At 34.6% G+C, this 15,777-nt stretch carries 18 protein-coding genes and 1 pseudogene; 3 read left to right on the top strand and 16 right to left on the bottom strand.

Annotated elements, in window-relative coordinates; genetic code table 11:
- Positions 1-36: 36 nt before the first annotated feature.
- Together topA and matP are read right to left on the bottom strand one after the other, a co-directional pair.
- Positions 37-2,637, bottom strand: coding sequence for a type I DNA topoisomerase (gene topA / locus GYM75_RS06180; RefSeq protein ID WP_220215113.1), 2,601 nt, complete (start codon positions 2,635-2,637; stop codon positions 37-39).
- Between the two features lie 29 nt (positions 2,638-2,666).
- Positions 2,667-3,131 (bottom strand): macrodomain Ter protein MatP, encoded by a 465-nt coding sequence (gene matP, locus GYM75_RS06185; RefSeq protein ID WP_220215114.1) that lies wholly within the window; start codon positions 3,129-3,131, stop codon positions 2,667-2,669.
- Between the two features lie 148 nt (positions 3,132-3,279).
- Between matP and GYM75_RS06190 the strand changes: the two genes are divergently transcribed.
- A complete protein-coding gene (locus tag GYM75_RS06190; protein ID WP_220215115.1) occupies positions 3,280-4,965 on the top strand; it encodes an amidohydrolase in 1,686 nt (561 codons plus the stop codon).
- A 562-nt stretch (positions 4,966-5,527) separates the two neighbouring features.
- Positions 5,528-6,085 carry an imm11 family protein gene (locus GYM75_RS06195; protein WP_220215116.1) on the top strand — a complete coding sequence of 186 codons (558 nt, stop codon included), beginning with the start codon at positions 5,528-5,530 and terminating at the stop codon, positions 6,083-6,085.
- Between the two features lie 107 nt (positions 6,086-6,192).
- Here the strand turns inward: GYM75_RS06195 and GYM75_RS06200 are convergent, their stop codons facing one another.
- Together GYM75_RS06200 and GYM75_RS06205 are read right to left on the bottom strand one after the other, a co-directional pair.
- A complete protein-coding gene (locus GYM75_RS06200) occupies positions 6,193-6,657 on the bottom strand; it encodes an SMI1/KNR4 family protein (protein WP_220215117.1) in 465 nt (154 codons plus the stop codon).
- 412 nt (positions 6,658-7,069) lie between these two features.
- Positions 7,070-8,353 carry a toprim domain-containing protein gene (locus GYM75_RS06205; protein WP_220215118.1) on the bottom strand — a complete coding sequence of 428 codons (1,284 nt, stop codon included), beginning with the start codon at positions 8,351-8,353 and terminating at the stop codon, positions 7,070-7,072.
- 209 nt (positions 8,354-8,562) lie between these two features.
- Between GYM75_RS06205 and GYM75_RS06210 the strand changes: the two genes are divergently transcribed.
- A complete protein-coding gene (locus GYM75_RS06210) occupies positions 8,563-8,859 on the top strand; it encodes a helix-turn-helix domain-containing protein (RefSeq protein ID WP_220215119.1) in 297 nt (98 codons plus the stop codon).
- A 36-nt stretch (positions 8,860-8,895) separates the two neighbouring features.
- Here the strand turns inward: GYM75_RS06210 and GYM75_RS06215 are convergent, their stop codons facing one another.
- From GYM75_RS06215 to GYM75_RS06270, 12 genes and pseudogenes are all read right to left on the bottom strand, one after another.
- On the bottom strand, positions 8,896-9,423 hold the full coding sequence (locus GYM75_RS06215) for a hypothetical protein (RefSeq protein WP_220215120.1): 528 nt from the start codon (positions 9,421-9,423) through the stop codon (positions 8,896-8,898).
- Positions 9,423-10,094: an RHS repeat domain-containing protein gene (locus GYM75_RS06220; protein WP_220215121.1), complete on the bottom strand. Its 672-nt coding sequence runs from the start codon at positions 10,092-10,094 to the stop codon at positions 9,423-9,425. Before GYM75_RS06220 ends, GYM75_RS06215 begins: the two co-directional genes overlap by 1 nt.
- A 556-nt stretch (positions 10,095-10,650) precedes the next feature.
- A complete protein-coding gene (locus GYM75_RS06225) occupies positions 10,651-11,112 on the bottom strand; it encodes a hypothetical protein (protein ID WP_220215122.1) in 462 nt (153 codons plus the stop codon).
- A 314-nt stretch (positions 11,113-11,426) separates the two neighbouring features.
- Positions 11,427-11,636, bottom strand: a pseudogene (locus GYM75_RS06230) (RHS repeat-associated core domain-containing protein); the annotation flags it as partial.
- A gap of 460 nt (positions 11,637-12,096) precedes the next feature.
- Positions 12,097-12,696, bottom strand: a complete 600-nt coding sequence (locus GYM75_RS06235; RefSeq protein ID WP_220215123.1) for an imm11 family protein — start codon at positions 12,694-12,696, stop codon at positions 12,097-12,099.
- 245 nt (positions 12,697-12,941) lie between these two features.
- Positions 12,942-13,304 carry a Mor transcription activator family protein gene (locus GYM75_RS06240; RefSeq protein ID WP_202112856.1) on the bottom strand — a complete coding sequence of 121 codons (363 nt, stop codon included), beginning with the start codon at positions 13,302-13,304 and terminating at the stop codon, positions 12,942-12,944.
- 3 nt (positions 13,305-13,307) lie between these two features.
- The gene (locus tag GYM75_RS06245; RefSeq protein WP_220215124.1) at positions 13,308-13,814 is read right to left on the bottom strand and encodes a hypothetical protein; all 507 of its coding nucleotides are present in this window, start codon (positions 13,812-13,814) and stop codon (positions 13,308-13,310) included.
- Positions 13,815-13,824: 10 nt separating this feature from the next.
- Positions 13,825-14,226 (bottom strand): gp16 family protein, encoded by a 402-nt coding sequence (locus tag GYM75_RS06250; RefSeq protein ID WP_220215125.1) that lies wholly within the window; start codon positions 14,224-14,226, stop codon positions 13,825-13,827.
- Positions 14,227-14,916 carry a DUF2786 domain-containing protein gene (locus GYM75_RS06255; RefSeq protein ID WP_220215126.1) on the bottom strand — a complete coding sequence of 230 codons (690 nt, stop codon included), beginning with the start codon at positions 14,914-14,916 and terminating at the stop codon, positions 14,227-14,229.
- Positions 14,913-15,116, bottom strand: a complete 204-nt coding sequence (locus GYM75_RS06260; protein WP_065636007.1) for a hypothetical protein — start codon at positions 15,114-15,116, stop codon at positions 14,913-14,915. Before GYM75_RS06260 ends, GYM75_RS06255 begins: the two co-directional genes overlap by 4 nt.
- Positions 15,109-15,252 (bottom strand): hypothetical protein, encoded by a 144-nt coding sequence (locus GYM75_RS06265; RefSeq protein WP_220215127.1) that lies wholly within the window; start codon positions 15,250-15,252, stop codon positions 15,109-15,111. Before GYM75_RS06265 ends, GYM75_RS06260 begins: the two co-directional genes overlap by 8 nt.
- A gap of 2 nt (positions 15,253-15,254) precedes the next feature.
- Positions 15,255-15,776 (bottom strand): host-nuclease inhibitor Gam family protein, encoded by a 522-nt coding sequence (locus GYM75_RS06270; protein WP_220215128.1) that lies wholly within the window; start codon positions 15,774-15,776, stop codon positions 15,255-15,257.
- Position 15,777: the final 1 nt, after the last annotated feature.

Here is a 15,777-nt window from a genome sequence, read left to right on the forward strand (position 1 = left end):
CCTGAATGATATTAACAATCATTCAGGCGTTCTTACCTATTTTTTACTATTGATCCATTTGCCGTCGACGTATTGCATTACCCAACCAGTTGATTTGCCATTTACTTCTGATGTGACATATTGCTGTTTGCTTTTACGACTAAAACGCACAATTGATGGGTTACCATCAGGATCTTTACTTGGTGCTTCAGTTAAATACATAAATTTTTCGGGTAAACGATCTTTAAAACGCTGTAACTCTTCAATCAATGGTGCACGTGTTTCCCTTGATTTTGGAAAATTGTGTGCAGCAAGGAAGATTCCCGATGCGCCATCACGTAGTACAAAGTGTGCATCTGACTTAGTACATTTAAGTTCAGGCAAATCGACCGGATCTTCTTTTGGCGGTGCAACATCACCATTTTTTAAGATCTTACGCGTATTTTTACAATCTGGATTGGTACATCCCATGTATAGACCAAAACGTCCTGATTTGAGATGCATTTCAGATCCACATTTTTCACATTCAATAATAGGGCCTTCATAGCTTTTGACTTTGAAGTTACCTTTTTCAACAAGCGATCCATCACAAATTGGATTATTACCACAAATATGTAGTTTTCGCTCATTATCAAGCAGATAACTATCCATTGCCGTGTGACATTTAGGACAACGCTTACGAGCTCTTAACGCATCAGTTTCGGCTGTTTCTGACTCTTCTAAAATATTTAGGGTTTCATGTTCTGGGATTAAGTTAATTGTTTGCTTACAACGCTCTTTAGGCGGTAATGCATAACCGGAACAAGCAAGGAACACACCCGTCCCAGCCGTTTTAATGCCCATTTCACGTCCACAATTTGGACAGGTTATTTCTGGCGTTAAGACTAAAGGATTTAATTGCATTCCCCCTTTGTCTGGCGTTTGTTCAGCAATTTCCAGATGTTTACTAAAATCACTAAAAAACTGATCGAGTACTTCTCGCCATTCTTGTTTTTTATTGGCAATTTCATCCAGTGCATCTTCCATGCGTGCCGTGAAATCATAGCTCATAAGATCATTAAAATTCTCATTTAAGCGATCTGTAACAATTTCACCAATTTTTTCAGCATAAAAACGACGATTATCTAAACGTACATAGCCCCGATCTTGAATAGTTGAAATGATCGTTGCATAAGTTGATGGTCGTCCTATTTCACGCTTTTCAAGCTCTTTTACTAATGACGCTTCATTATAACGTGCAGGTGGTTTAGTAAAGTGTTGATTCGGATTTAAGCTGATTAAATCCAATTTATCATCGACATTAACCGCCGGTAAAATTTTATCGTCACTATTTTTTGATAATTGAGGTTGCACTTTTGTCCAACCATCAAAGCGTAATGTACGTCCCTTCGCTTTTAAAATAAAATCTCCCGCTTTTACGGTGATTGTGGTGGAATTGTATTCGGCAGCGGTCATTTGACAAGCAACAAACTGTCGCCAAATAAGCTGATAGAGTTTGCACGCATCAGCGTCAACATCGCTAAGCTTATCAGCCAGTATTGTTACATCTGATGGACGAATGGCTTCATGCGCCTCTTGCGAATTCTTTTTACTGCTGTAAACATTAGCAGATTTTGGCAGGTATTTATCCCCAAAATTCTGACCAATATAATCACGCACCATAGTCAATGCATCTTGACTTAAATTGGTTGAATCCGTACGCATATAGGTGATATAACCTGCTTCATAAAGACGCTGAGCTAACATCATCGTCTTTTTAACACCAAACCCTAAACGGGTACTTGCTGCCTGTTGCAAAGTGGAGGTAATAAAGGGTGCTGTCGGATTGCTTTTGGTTGGTTTTTCTTCAATATTGGTAACATGGTACTGGCTTTTATTAAGTTCAGCCAATGCAATATCGATCGCTACTTTATCTTTTGGCTCAAATGCTTCATTTTTATAATGTGTCACTTGTAACGTTAATTGCGCTTTATTCTGCGTCATTAAATCAGCATACAGATCCCAATACTCTTCGGGAATAAAGGCATGAATTTCACGCTCACGTTCAACGACAAGTCTAACAGCAACCGATTGGACACGCCCCGCAGATAAACCTCGAGCCACTTTTTTCCAAAGTAATGGCGAAAGCATAAAGCCCACAACCCGATCCATAAAGCGACGAGCCTGCTGAGCATTTACCCGATCCATATCTAACATAGATGGTTTATTAAATGCATTTTTAATGGCTGTTTTCGTAATTTCGTTAAATACTACACGACGGTACTTATTGTCATCGCCACCAATCACATCTTTTAAATGCCAGGCGATAGCTTCCCCTTCTCTATCCAAGTCGGTTGCGAGGTAAATCATATCGGCATCTTTAGCCAATTTTTTAAGTTCTGATACAACACGTTCCTTACCGGGTAGAATCTCATAATGTGCTTTCCAACCATGATAAGGATCTACGCTCATGCGACTGACTAACGCTTCTTTTTCTGAGCGTTTTACTTTCTTCTCGGCTTTATCTTTAGTCGTTTTCTCAGCGCGTTGGCTACTACCACTAACGGGTAAATCTCGAATATGCCCCACACTTGATTTTACAACATACTCTTTGCCAAGATATTTATTAATTGTTTTTGCTTTAGCTGGTGATTCCACAATAACAAGGGATTTTCCCATAATTAAACCTATTTATCCTGTAGTTTGTGTTATTTACTGTTACGCTTCACATCAAGAAGTGACAGTAAATCATCTTTTATTGTTGATACTTTTGTCGCATATTGTTCTTTTTGCTCAGCATCTTCAATAAGTTGCGTAATGGTTTGTGACAACGTACAACCACGGCGTTTAGCTAAATTCGCTAAGCGTTGCCAAACTAAAAATTCCAAATCGATGGACTTCTTCCGTGTATATTGTTGTTCTGCGTTAAAATGTCGTTTTCGTTTTGCCCGTATAGTCTGCTTCATGCGATTATCTAAATCGGGATTCAAATGCGATTTTATCCAATCAACAACGCTTGTTGGATTATGTTCTAACAGTAATAATTCATTTACGGCATGTTGAGCAGCACTTTTTTCAATATAGCGAGTTATTGGCTCGCCCTCTAGATGTTTTTTTACTAAATAGTGCCACTTCCAACCACATTCAAGGTTTTCGAGTTGTTGATATTTCATTTGTTCACCTTGTGACGCTGTAACTATAGAGATTATATGTAGCATAATCGTTTTACACAATAAAGAAAATTATTGCATTTGACAAATTTTTTATAAATCTGGTATCGTTCACCTTTTATATCGTTCTTTATTTAAGGAATCAAAAATAATGGTTAAAGCTGATGTTATTTATATTAATGGCTATATTTATACAGCAGATAAAAAAGATACAGTTTGTGAAGCGATAGCAATCAAAAATGGTTACATAATAGCAACAGGCTCCACAGATGAAATAAATAGCCATCACTATGTTGATAATGATACAGCAATTTACGATCTTCATGGTAAAACGATGATGCCGGGGATAATCGACTCACACCTTCATACTTTTTGGGGTGGCATGCAATTGACCTCATGTAATTTGAATTATCAAAGTTTAACCGTTGAGGATACTTTAGCAATTATTCAAAAACACTTGGATAAAGACAGTCAGAATAATAGCACACAATGGCTACAAGTTCGAGGCTGGTTAAGGCAAGAAGTGTTACCAATTGGTACCGATATTACCCGCTTCGATCTGGATAAACTCAATACTCAGCGACCGGTAATCCTTTTTTCTAACGATTGTCATACGTTAGTTGCTAATAGTATTGCGTTGCAAAAATTTGGTTTGGATAGAAACACACCCGAACCGACAGATGGAAAAATTGGCAGAACACAAGACGGTGAACTTAATGGCATTTTAGAAGATGCACCGGCTATGCGAGCTTTTGATAGCATATCAAAACTGACGGAAGAACAAGCCGCACATATTGCTAAATTAGCACAAGCCGAATTAAACAAACAAGGCGTAACAGCCGTGATGGACGCTCGGATAACCGAAACGCAAGCCGATGCCTTTTTGAAGTTGCAACAGCAAGATCAACTTACCATTCGGTTATTTGGTGCACGAGAGTTACCGCCAGATGATGTGACATCCATTGAAGCTATTCCGGCATTACTCGAAAAAGTTAAACAGTTTGCAAACCGTTATGATGATAAAAATTGGCAGCCTAAGCCCGGTATTAAAATTTCACATACTAAACTGTTTGTTGACGGGGTAATGCAAGCACCATTAATGACAGCAAGACTATTGCAACCTTATCAGCTTGAAGATGAAAAAGATCGTTATGGTGATTTGTACTATTCAACTGAGATGCTAAATGCTTTAATTTTAGAGTCCTCTCGTGCCGGTTTTCACCCTCATATGCATACTGTTGGTGAAGGTGCCATTGAAGTAGTGCTTGATGCAATTGAAAAAATGCGCCAAGCATTACCTGATGCCGATATCCGCCCTAGCACGGCGCACAATGAACTTAGTGCTGCGCATCAATATGCAAGGTATAAGCAATTAAATGCTTGTGTAGTGTTTTCATTCCAATGGGCTGGCTGTAGCGACGCCATGGTTGAACAATACCAAACACTATTTGGCGAAAAACGCTATAACGGTTTAGAAGCCCACGGACAATATATCGATGCAGGCGTCAACTGCGCCTTTGGTAGCGATTGGCCAATTGATCCACTAAATGAATGGTATGATTTTCAAATAGCCATGACCCGACAAATTGATGCACAGCACCCACGTTTAAACAGTGACCGTAATTTAACCGCGACCGAAGTTTTACGCTGCGCAACCATTGGCGCTGCTTATGTGCTAAAACAAGATGAGTATATTGGCTCAATTGAAAAAGGTAAATTTGCTGATTTGATCATCTTAGATCGCAATCCATTTACCATTCCAGCAACCGATATGCAAAATGTGAAAGTATTAACGACTATTGTTGGTGGTAAAACAGTTTATCAGCAAGACTCATAAAAACTATAGCTTTAGATAGATTGTTTAAAAAATAGAGCCAACCTAACCGTTGGCTTTATTTTTATTTAGCTATTATCTTTAAGATTTGTGTAGTATTTATTAATCTAATTCCACAGCATTTTGTCTTCATCATAATAATTCAGAAATAAAAGTAGGTGTTAATGTACTTCTTTTTTATATTTTTATTGCGCGCATCGAAAATATCATTATTTATTATAGATATTTTATCTAACATTGCTTCTTAAATATTTCAAATTATTCTATCCATAATATTTTCACTTAAATTTTTATTAATTTTAACGACTAAATTTATTATTAGGTTAACCTTCCTGAACGCTTTCATATCACCGTCATTTTGGGTTATCTCGAAAGTTTTTTTAAATTTTTTTAATGTCTTAATTAAAATTATTTTTCAATAAAAACAATTTTTTACAATGTAACATTATGAAAAGTGTTATGATTTACACCACTATATAAGCAGAGTTGTATAGAAATTAGTATACAAATACTAAATATCGATATTCATTAAAACATAAATTATAAAATTTATAAGGGATAAGGCATGAAAAACACTAATAATGAAAACAATTTTGAGTACTATTTTATGGAAAGCCAAGATGATGAAGCTTACCCGATGTTTGACATATGTGAAGAACATGATGATATCCTTGAAGCCGAGTTAGGCGATCCATTGCCTCGCCGTCCGGTTTTAGCAGATTATCACACTGGTGCTAAAGATTTTGTTAGTAAAAGAGTCGCTGAAGCAATGATGGCTATGAACATGGAAGGTGTGCGTATCGTTCCTCTAAAACTTTCAGATCGTAAAGGTGGATATATTGAAGATTATTACTGTGTTTTCGTTGATGATAATACTTATGAAGCACTAGATAAAGAAAATTCAGAATATGAATATGATGAAGATTGCGAGCTTTATTTTTTCGATAAAATTGTTTTAGACAAGGATGCTTTAAGAAAGATACCATTAAATAGACGTTTAGGATGGAGATTACTTGAAGAACCAGGTATGTATTTATACCATGAATCTGTCGTTGAAAAAATCAAAGAATTGAACCCCACTGGCGTGAGATTTATTCATTTAGATGATTATGAAGGTATCTAATAAGTCAATTTATTAACCTCTGAAAGATTTATGAATTTCGCTTTAATAACTTAACGCTTAAAATAGAAAATCCAACTTAAATGAGTTGGATTTTCTTAATATTTTATCTATTCATCTATATTTTCTTCTAAATTATTTAAAAAATTAGAAAACCCATTTATTAAAAACCTTATACTTCCATTTGATTCATTAACTTCTCCTAAATCTAGATAAATAATGTAAATATCTTCAGTCTCTACATTCATACAAAATAAATTTCCACCCCAATCCATAGCAAAAGGCAGCATATTTGTTGGTATAATATTTTTTTCTATAGATAAAATTTGGTAGATATCTTCGATTCTAAGATCATCTGAATCTGTCTTATACTTAATTGATCTAAAACGGCTAATTTCCACAAAAGTTTCATATTCTTCTATGTAAAAATAGGTCTTTGAAGAAATTCCACCATTATATTTAAAATAATGATCTTTAAAGTCTTTTGGAAAGTTAAAATTTATTTGATTTTCAACTTCTTGAATATCTTCAATTGTTAATTTTATAGCACATTCATTAAACATAGGAATAATCATTTAATTACACTCTATTTTTGCTTTTAGCTCTTTGTTGAAGAGCTTTTTCTCTATACTCCTATCATAATCATTTTTTAGCTTCAAAAGTATCAAATTCAACTCCAATATGATAAAGCCCGTTTTAGAATATTCAGAACTTAGAGACAGAATCAGCCATTACCTTTAGTGGATAAATACACAAAATTTAGGATAGTAATTTTGAATTAGTTATTTAATAATTCGTATATCCACTTTCTTTTTTAAGCTATCTAGTAAAGTGTAATCAGTAATTTTTTTGCACTTTTCAATCAGTAAACCATTCAATTTTTTGAGTTATTTTATGGCTTCTATATTTTCTAAAGCGTTGTTCCGAACCAAAGATAAGCTATTCAAAGGGAGTTTTTCTATTCCTGCTAACGTTTCAATTTTTGAGCTATAGATATGAAGTTTTTGTAACTTCTTCGCCTACAATACCGCTTTGCGCTATCAGGGTGTTGATGTTTTCAAGGCTTAAATGATTGCTTTTTGTTGGTTTGTTTTCAGTTGTTTTTTCTTTTTCAGATGAAACAAAAAAATCACTTGCTTTTGGCTGTAATGCTGGCGTATCAATACTTACAGATTTTCTTTCCTGTAGTAGTTTTATAAAAATGGTTTCATCTTCGTGCAGTTGCAGCGTTTCATTTACATCTTTATTAGGCAGCTCTACTGTAGTATATGTTATGTTGGGTAACAAGGTTTGTAATGTTTTACAATGCTTTGCTGTCGCTTGTTTGCCTGCTGCATCATTGTCGAGCATAAAAATGATTTCATCCAGTTGCTGTAATTGGCTCACCGCTTCGGTGTGTTCGTCCGTTAAGCCGTTGGTTCCGTACAGGGCAAGGACTTCGACAAGCTCAGTCTGACAAGCATTTTGCACAGTTTCTTTTATCTGTATTAGCGAAGCTGCATCTATAATGCTTTCAGTCAGTATCAGCTTGGTAGTTTCCGGTTTGGGATAATTCGGATATAAGCCCCTGCGGTTCTTTAAGTAAAAATGTTTGCTCTCGCTGTTATTGTGGATGCTCCGTCCGTAAAGACTTACAGGGTTTCCGGTTTTGTCCCGGAGCATAAAGGTAAGGCAGTGCTTTGCAAATACTTTATAGCTTACGTTTTCGCCTGTTTGGTTATTGGTTCTTTGCAATGGTTGCAGCATCCCTATGTTTACGCATTGTGCTATCAGGCTTTGATCTTTTCTGCTGCTGTGGTGGAACTGCCCGCTATTGAAGCCGATAAAGCCTTTCAGCTTTTCTATGTTCAAGGCTCTTTGCTTGCAGTACTGCTTCGCCGGTTCGCTGTGCCATACCGATGAGGCAAAGGTTTTTTCTAAGTGCTGTAAGATGCTTGGGTCTGTTGGTGGTTCTTCTTTTGGTGCTGTTCCTTGCTTTACATTATTCAATATTAACCCGCTATTTATCATTGTTTTTGCTTTTTCTATGGCTTCGTGCTTGGTGCAGCTTTCTTTGTACAGGATAAAATCTATTACGTCTATTGCTTTGCCGTGTGTTTTGCAATTGCTACTAAAACAATATACTGTACCTGTCTTTTCATACACCTGCATACTGGGCGTTTTGTCGTTATGGAACGGACAGTTTAATCTTTGGTTCTTATCCGTTCTCAACCCGTAATGTGCCAGTACTGCCGTTATGCTTAAACCCTGTCTTATCGCTGATATGTCCATTGGAAAATTATTTTAAAAATATTTTTTAGACCGTTTACGGCTCAAAGATACTCTATTCGGATTTATCAACAAAATTTATACGGCTTTTTTAGTCCGTAAAAGAGTTTTATATTTGTACTATTAAGTTAAATCAGGAGTTTTATAACCCTTTTAAGTGTTTTTGTTATGGATAGTTTCGGTAAAAGAGTGGCTGCATTACGCAAAGAAAGATGATACAGGACGAGCTGGCTAAGCTCCTCAATACTTCTATCTCGGTAATAGGCAGGTATGAACATGACGAGATGATACCGGGTATCGAAGTGGCTAAAAAAATTGCAGGTTTCTTAAATACTACGGTGGGTTATCTGCTGGGAGAAACGGACAAAGCTGACCTGTTTAAAGACCCCGTAATGCTGCAACGGCTGGCGGAACTGGACAATATGCAAAGCGAAGATAAAAACCATATCCTGCACGTGCTGGACGGTTTTATAAAATCTGTAAAACTTAAAAATATCGCTGCGCTGTAAAATATTAAAGCCACTCTTTTTGAGTGGCTTTAATTGTTATTCAATAATAGGGCGAATTGGAACAACTCCGCCATTATTATATAATTTATCCAAATAATTTTTCACTTCATCAGACCAATAATACTTGGCGAAAGTCTTGTTTAGTAATGTATACCGACTGTCTTCAGTGTGCATACCATAATTAAAATGTTTTTTAATTTCTTTTTGTAAAATAGAACCATAATGCTTAGCATTTGGACTACGGTTAGGATACCATAAAAATGAAGTATTTGTTATCTTAACTTCATTCTTTGTCCAAAAGTTTGTCATATAAATAAAGTCGTTTTTGTCATCAACAAGTGGACGATGATTTAGTAATTTTATTTTTGCTTCATAATCTTCCTTGGTACCAATATTGATAAGGATATTACTATCAACAAAATCCAACATACTGATACTACTTGATACAACTATACCACTTTTCTCAAAGTTTTTATCATTAAAAAAGACAAGGTTATTATTTTCTAAAAAATTATTTACAAATTCAATTATGCATTTTCTGGATGCAACTATATTTAGTTCCATTAGTGACAACTTGTTTTTGGTTTCGGCTTCTTATTTGTTTCTGGATGAGTATAGGAGCGGAAATGCACCCTTTCAGGAACACCATTGGCGTGTCTAATTTTATTCAAATCCTGCATAGCTAATATCTCTCTGGTAACAGGCTTTCCTTTTGCATTAGTCTTTCCTACATTACCCCAATGTGTTTTACCGTCAGCATCTTGCCAAACAATATCAGGACGTCTTCCTGATTTATGCCCTCCAGGAGTTTCAAATAATTTTTCTTTTTCGTATCCACCTCCGTATATAATCGTACCTCCATCGGATATTATTTCATCTGCCCAGGATTTGATTGTTTGATTATGAGGTCCTTTTCCTCCCGTTTTAGGTCCACGTTTTGCAAGCCCGAACGGGTCTATCCACGCATTCGTGTCATGGACGTAGCCGTAGAGCTGTATGCCTCCGTGTAATCCAATCGGGTCTTTGCTTATATAAGTTCCTGTATTACTGTCGTAATATCGGAAGCGGTTATAATAAAGCCCGTCTAGTTCCTTATCTTCGTACTGCCCCAGTTGCCTGAACGGAATAAACGACTTATTGTTAAATAAATTTTCCCGTATTCTGCCATAGATGTCAAATTCTACCTGCCAAACCAGCTCACCTTTATCATCATAGACCTGAACCGGTCTGCCCAAATAATCCTAAACAATCGAGTAGGACTTACCCTCGCATAGCTTTGCAGTAGAAAGATAGCTTTACACATCTTAATTTTTAAAACTGCGAATTAAAAACAGATCGAAAACTCTGAAAAAACGAAAAAAGAAGCTAAACTGCCCAAATACAAATTGATAGTGTGTAAAAATGTGGAAACTCAGAACAGTAAAGAGATTTAGTGTAATTGTTAATAACTTTTTATTTTGGGGGTTTTTGACAGCTAAAAACGGACAAGAAACCAGATTTTAGAAAACAATTTTTTAAATGCGTGGTTTAGCCATACCTTTTTTGCCCCTTGTTCTTCCGCTTTGGAGCGGAAAGAGATAAAAAAACCGCTTCGATTGAAGCGGTTCTTAATATTAAGCATTTAAATTATTCAGAACATTCTTATACCGTTCTCTATATGCTTCTTCCTCTAAAAAATATTTATTTGCAACCTTTTTTGCATTTTCGGTATCGTTTAGAATAGAGTACATTGCTACTGCAAGAAGAGCAACTACATCATTGCTAATTGAAAAAAAATATAACTCATTATTTTCAATAATCTTTCAGTACTTCTTGAATTTTTCCTCTCTTATCAAGAAATGGTATTATCTTTTCTATGATTAGAGGCTTGATTTCTGTTTCAATAATTTTATTCATTTCTTCAATAGAAAACGGTCGCCAGCTAATAGCATTTGAACCAACAATAAGCCCTGCATCAACATTTACAACTGTGTCTACATTGTCAAACTTATTATTAGAACCTTTTAATTTGGTCGTTACACTATTAATTTCGTTTGAATCAAAGCGTATCATAATATTTAGATGCCCAATACTTTTGTCATCTTGATATTTAGAGGGCGTAAAATAGAATAATATGCTTTGTTCAAAATCATCTTTTTTTCTTTGGAACTTCAAAGCCCCTTTTTTCCATTTGAATCCTAAATTAACAAGTTTCACTACAATACTACTCTCTATTGTTTCTTGTAATAGCGTCTTTAACTCTTTAGTGTTCATTATTTACATCCTGTTTTTCTAATTGTTATTTTTTCTTGAACTTCTCTTCCTTTAAATTTGCCTACACCTTTTGCAGGTGTTGCTTTGCTTACCTCGTTGTCAAAAATTCTTTGTGCTTTTGTTTTGGATGCTGTGTTTGATTTAACTTCTACTCCGACAACTGTGTCCCGTCAGGTTTTCTAAAAACTAAATCATATCGTCTTAATTGTCCGCTTGAATTTCTTACTGACAATTCATCCCCTAAATGTATCCAACCTTTATTAGATGATAAGTCTGTATGAACGGCATCAACTGCCCCCCTGCCCAGAAATTCCCTATCCTTGCGGAGATGCAAATTTTCCATTCGAGGTAAGCCAACCGTTATTCCATTCGATACCGCTCAATCCAAAAGGGTCTATCCAAGCGCTTGTATCGTGAACATAAGCGTAAAAATTCGGGTTATTCCCCTCCAGTTTTATGGGATCTTGGCTTATATAAGTTCCCGTATTACTATCGTTATACCTAAACCGGTTATAATAAAGCCCCGTTTCAACATCCTAATACTGCCCAAGTAGCCTGAGCGGAATAAACGACTTATTGTTAAATAAATTTTCCCGTATTCTGCCATAAATATCAAATTCCACCTCTTAAATCAGCTTACCTTTATCATCCATAGGGCTGAGCCGGTCTGCCCAAATAATCCGATACAATTGAGTAGGACTTGACTTCCCATAGTTTAGCTGTGGGAAGAAAGCTTCATACATATAAATTTTAAAATTGTGAACTAAAAACAGCTCGAAAAACTTTGAAAAAACAAAAACTGCTAACCGCATAAAATACGTAAAAAGCCCATTCTCAAAGTACCTAATGTAAGTTGATAGAGTGAAAAAAGGTGAAAATTCAGAACAGTTAATGAATTTTGTGTAATTGTGGATTTTTTTTTATTTTGAGTAATTTTAAAAATTAAAAATTCAATAAAAACATAATGTTGATAAACATCCTTACTTATATTTTCTCGTAAATTGTTCGTTCTTGTGGAGTAATGTCAATGCTATCACTAAATTGTAATCCTTTCAAATTGGCATTAAATAATGCTTTTTTTATTCTTTCACTTACGACTATTATACGAGGCGACTCTTTACAAAGAGTAACATCAATGTTTGATTCTTTCGTAAAAATATTATCTTTTAATTTCATATAATAAAACATATATTTTGGATTATTGACATCAAAATTCATAATGCTGTACTCGCTTTTTTCAATATCTACACAAGGTGTTTTATTCGGGACATTTAATGCAAAAAAACCTTCTATCTTTTCATTTTCACAATATAGCTCCACATCAAAAAACTGAAGAGTATTTGTATTGGCTTCTAAGACTTCTTTTAAAAGTTTATTTACAAGTTTAGGACCTGATGATTCTAATATTAAGGCAGATTTAACTTTATTTAAATTAGATTTTTTAGGGATACTAAAAAACAATGGTAATTCTTTTTCAGGGAAAAATCGTCCTTTTAAAAACTCTAAAAAATCTGTCGAAATATCATTTTCATAAATAACCCAACCATATGTATTCTTGGTAGTATTTATAATATATCCTTTCATAAAATCATCCCCGGGAATAATGGATTACATCATTTAAATATATTCGTTTTATGTCATTGGCACATATAAGGTTAAATGTAATCGAGTCTTTAGCCTATTTGAAATAGAACATGATAAATAATAACAGAATGATGAGATAAATGGGATATAACAAAATAAAAGGGGAAATAATGAAATTGTTTTTTGAAAAAGTGTTACAAAATATGAAATAAAAAATTGCCTAAAAAATTTTGCTCTAAAATTAATTAGGCGTCATTAAAATCAAACAGTGTTGGTTGCTTTTCTTTTATCATTCGTTTATGAACTCTGTCAATTACTTTCCTGATACCACGTTCAGTCATATTATATTTTTGGCTTAGTTCTGCATAGTTATTACCTTTAAATGCATCATAGATTTGCAAGTCACGTTGGTTAAGTTTGAAGATATAATCACGCGGAAAAGTGAAGTTTTGACCTCCAAATAGTTCTGAAATTGTATTTGCAATGCTATCACCTAACTGTGCTGCAATATCTTCAGGTAAACCGTAATCCATCGCATCGTTAGCTACAGATAATGATACATGTGTTAGTAATTCATGACGTTTAATAGACATTGCAGACTTAGTCATAATTTACGCTCCTGTTTTCTTCTTATACCAATCTAGTGCACCAGGTATATTTTTTTCTAATTTATTAAAATCGATACCGGCTCTATACATCTGTTCAAAATACTCTTCATTACTGCTACGAGCGGGTTTGTCTTCTCCTTTATGTTCAACGTACGCAAATAAATGTTTAGTAGAATTATAAACTGACTTTAGATAATTATGATTTTTAAACGGTTTGTATTCACCCAATGCACGTTTTGCGTGAATATTGTTAACGGTTTCTCTTAATGCGTGTGCTAGATGTCTACTTGGTTGAAAAAGTTGTAGTACCTCATTTATTAAATTTACTGCTCGTGAGTTACTTAAATTTGATTTTTGAGTACGAAATAAACCAATATAGGCAATCATTGGTTTAGCACAACCATAGTTTAAATTACTTACTAATATAAGTAGTTCCCTGCCAGAATCATCCTCTACCAATGCTTCTAAATTAATTTCATTATGACAAATTGGGCAACGTGTTAATTTCATGCTTCTTCCTTTATATGCGTGATTGCCAACTTTTTAGGCTTTCAATTACAACCATTGCTTGTTTTTGAGTAAGCCAATTCATCACTTCAACACCAGTAATACGTTTTACATAAGAATTGATAGCTTTTTCGGAGCGGTTTTTTACTTCACCTGCATCAGCTAGTTCTAGCCATAATGAGCGTATTTTTTTATGAACTGGTTCTGTAGCAGTTATCTTCCCCGTTTTTTTTGATGATTTAACTTTAAAGCCTTTTGCTTTAAGGTTATTTAGGATTTTTTCCAGTTCCCAAACTGTCATATCCTTGGTACTAGTTTTTTTAGTTATAGTCAGTAATAGATAACGATAGGTATCGTCATCCAGATTAAGTTGAGATTTTGCAATATGAATCAGCTTGATGTATTTAGATTTCATCTATTTAATCCCTATTAATGATGGAGAATAACCTGAACTTGATACACCATGATTCAATTGAGCGGTTTTACCTTGTAAGTAACCAATAAATTGTGAAGAGTCCGAACCATTACACTTTTTAGAATCTCTAACCTTAGCTGGTGATAAATCTTTGGTCTTTCTATATTCAGCTAATAGATTTAGTTCCTCATCAGTCATTGCAAAATCTTCAATTAATTGATAAACACCATTAACCCAGCCAACACAGAACGCATCAGCTCGGTTGACTTTAGTGGTTTTTTTACAATTACCATTTTGTTGCGATAAGAATTCTTTTCGAGCTTTAACTAATTGAACACTTAAAACGTCAAAGGTATAAGCTGCTAATTGTGGTCGTTCCCTAAGTCCATAAAATGAAACCTTTCTTTTACTGTTTTCCCAAGTAAAGTAAGTTCGAACACCAAATGCGCTTGAAATGATACTTACTAATATTGAAAAATATCTTGGTGGTTTTTCTGCATTTGAAGGGGCATGTTTTGACACATGTTCCTCAATTTTAGATAATTCCACATCTTTATTACTAATATTATGTTTTACCATCAATTTGATGGCTTGATTCATTGCAATAGCAGCTTCGTTGGGATTTGTTGATTTTGCTAAAGCTAAAAGTTTTTTGATTTTTTCAATATACTTTTCATTATTATTTTTCATAAAAATACCTTAAAAAAACTAACAAAACGCTGTTTTAATGTTTTAGCTGATTTTAATTTTATATATTCAGCATAAAGTTCATCGTACAGCTTTCCATCAACATAGCCCTGACCAGTTACTTCACGCATAAATGAATGTTCATGACTGATTGAAATATAATGGTCGGGCATATAACGTTTTGGGCTAGAGAATTTAGCCATTTGCTAATTCCTCTAGCTCGTCGATGATGCGATCAGCTTCAAATTCAGATAAACCATACTCTTTACAGTGAACTATAAAATTAGCTGTCTGGCTTAATATAAATTGATGCAAAATATAATAATCTTGTGTTTGCATGCTTAGATAACCTCCTGTTCAAATGGGATTATCGCAAAATCCTCTACATCTTTTTTAATGGTAATACCTGGCACATGAGCGACAACGTTTGGTTCGTTTAAAATAGCTTCTTTATTAACTTCTTCTTTTGTACGAATAAATCGTTCCAGTTTTAGCTTTTTCAGGGTTTCTATAACCGTTTCTAAACCACGAATAACACACGATGGGGGGCGATTGCGCCATTGCACTTCACCAGTAACTAAATTGGCTGATTTAACTTTACCATTGTTGGTTAATTCATCACGGTTTGCTTCGCACCAAATTTGGATACCTTTTTGAATTTCTGTCGACTTCTTTTTTAATGCTTCAATACTAGATGAATAGCTTCCAGTTATATCAGCAATTTTGTCGTTCATTTCGGTTTCTAATCGGGTTAATTCACGCTGTATATCGCCTAAATATTTTATTGCTTCTGACGCTTGTTCTTTAGTTTGCACAACATAGATTGATGCGGTAGCTTTAATACGTTTTTTAGTTTTTATCATT

Source organism: Gilliamella sp. ESL0441, assembly GCF_019469185.1.
Lineage (GTDB): Bacteria > Pseudomonadota > Gammaproteobacteria > Enterobacterales > Orbaceae > Gilliamella.

What these genes read in the sequence shown, in the direction of transcription:
- topA (WP_220215113.1), bottom strand. Translation starts at nt 2,637, where the DNA reads ATGGGAAAATCCCTTGTTATTGTGGAATCACCAGCTAAAGCAAAAACA.
- matP (WP_220215114.1), bottom strand. Translation starts at nt 3,131, where the DNA reads ATGAAATATCAACAACTCGAAAACCTTGAATGTGGTTGGAAGTGGCAC.
- GYM75_RS06190 (WP_220215115.1), top strand. Translation starts at nt 3,280, where the DNA reads ATGGTTAAAGCTGATGTTATTTATATTAATGGCTATATTTATACAGCA.
- GYM75_RS06195 (WP_220215116.1), top strand. Translation starts at nt 5,528, where the DNA reads ATGAAAAACACTAATAATGAAAACAATTTTGAGTACTATTTTATGGAA.
- GYM75_RS06200 (WP_220215117.1), bottom strand. Translation starts at nt 6,657, where the DNA reads ATGATTATTCCTATGTTTAATGAATGTGCTATAAAATTAACAATTGAA.
- GYM75_RS06205 (WP_220215118.1), bottom strand. Translation starts at nt 8,353, where the DNA reads ATGGACATATCAGCGATAAGACAGGGTTTAAGCATAACGGCAGTACTG.
- GYM75_RS06210 (WP_220215119.1), top strand. Translation starts at nt 8,563, where the DNA reads ATGATACAGGACGAGCTGGCTAAGCTCCTCAATACTTCTATCTCGGTA.
- GYM75_RS06215 (WP_220215120.1), bottom strand. Translation starts at nt 9,423, where the DNA reads ATGGAACTAAATATAGTTGCATCCAGAAAATGCATAATTGAATTTGTA.
- GYM75_RS06225 (WP_220215122.1), bottom strand. Translation starts at nt 11,112, where the DNA reads ATGAACACTAAAGAGTTAAAGACGCTATTACAAGAAACAATAGAGAGT.
- GYM75_RS06235 (WP_220215123.1), bottom strand. Translation starts at nt 12,696, where the DNA reads ATGAAAGGATATATTATAAATACTACCAAGAATACATATGGTTGGGTT.
- GYM75_RS06240 (WP_202112856.1), bottom strand. Translation starts at nt 13,304, where the DNA reads ATGACTAAGTCTGCAATGTCTATTAAACGTCATGAATTACTAACACAT.
- GYM75_RS06245 (WP_220215124.1), bottom strand. Translation starts at nt 13,814, where the DNA reads ATGAAATTAACACGTTGCCCAATTTGTCATAATGAAATTAATTTAGAA.
- GYM75_RS06250 (WP_220215125.1), bottom strand. Translation starts at nt 14,226, where the DNA reads ATGAAATCTAAATACATCAAGCTGATTCATATTGCAAAATCTCAACTT.
- GYM75_RS06255 (WP_220215126.1), bottom strand. Translation starts at nt 14,916, where the DNA reads ATGAAAAATAATAATGAAAAGTATATTGAAAAAATCAAAAAACTTTTA.
- GYM75_RS06260 (WP_065636007.1), bottom strand. Translation starts at nt 15,116, where the DNA reads ATGGCTAAATTCTCTAGCCCAAAACGTTATATGCCCGACCATTATATT.
- GYM75_RS06265 (WP_220215127.1), bottom strand. Translation starts at nt 15,252, where the DNA reads ATGCAAACACAAGATTATTATATTTTGCATCAATTTATATTAAGCCAG.
- GYM75_RS06270 (WP_220215128.1), bottom strand. Translation starts at nt 15,776, where the DNA reads ATGATAAAAACTAAAAAACGTATTAAAGCTACCGCATCAATCTATGTT.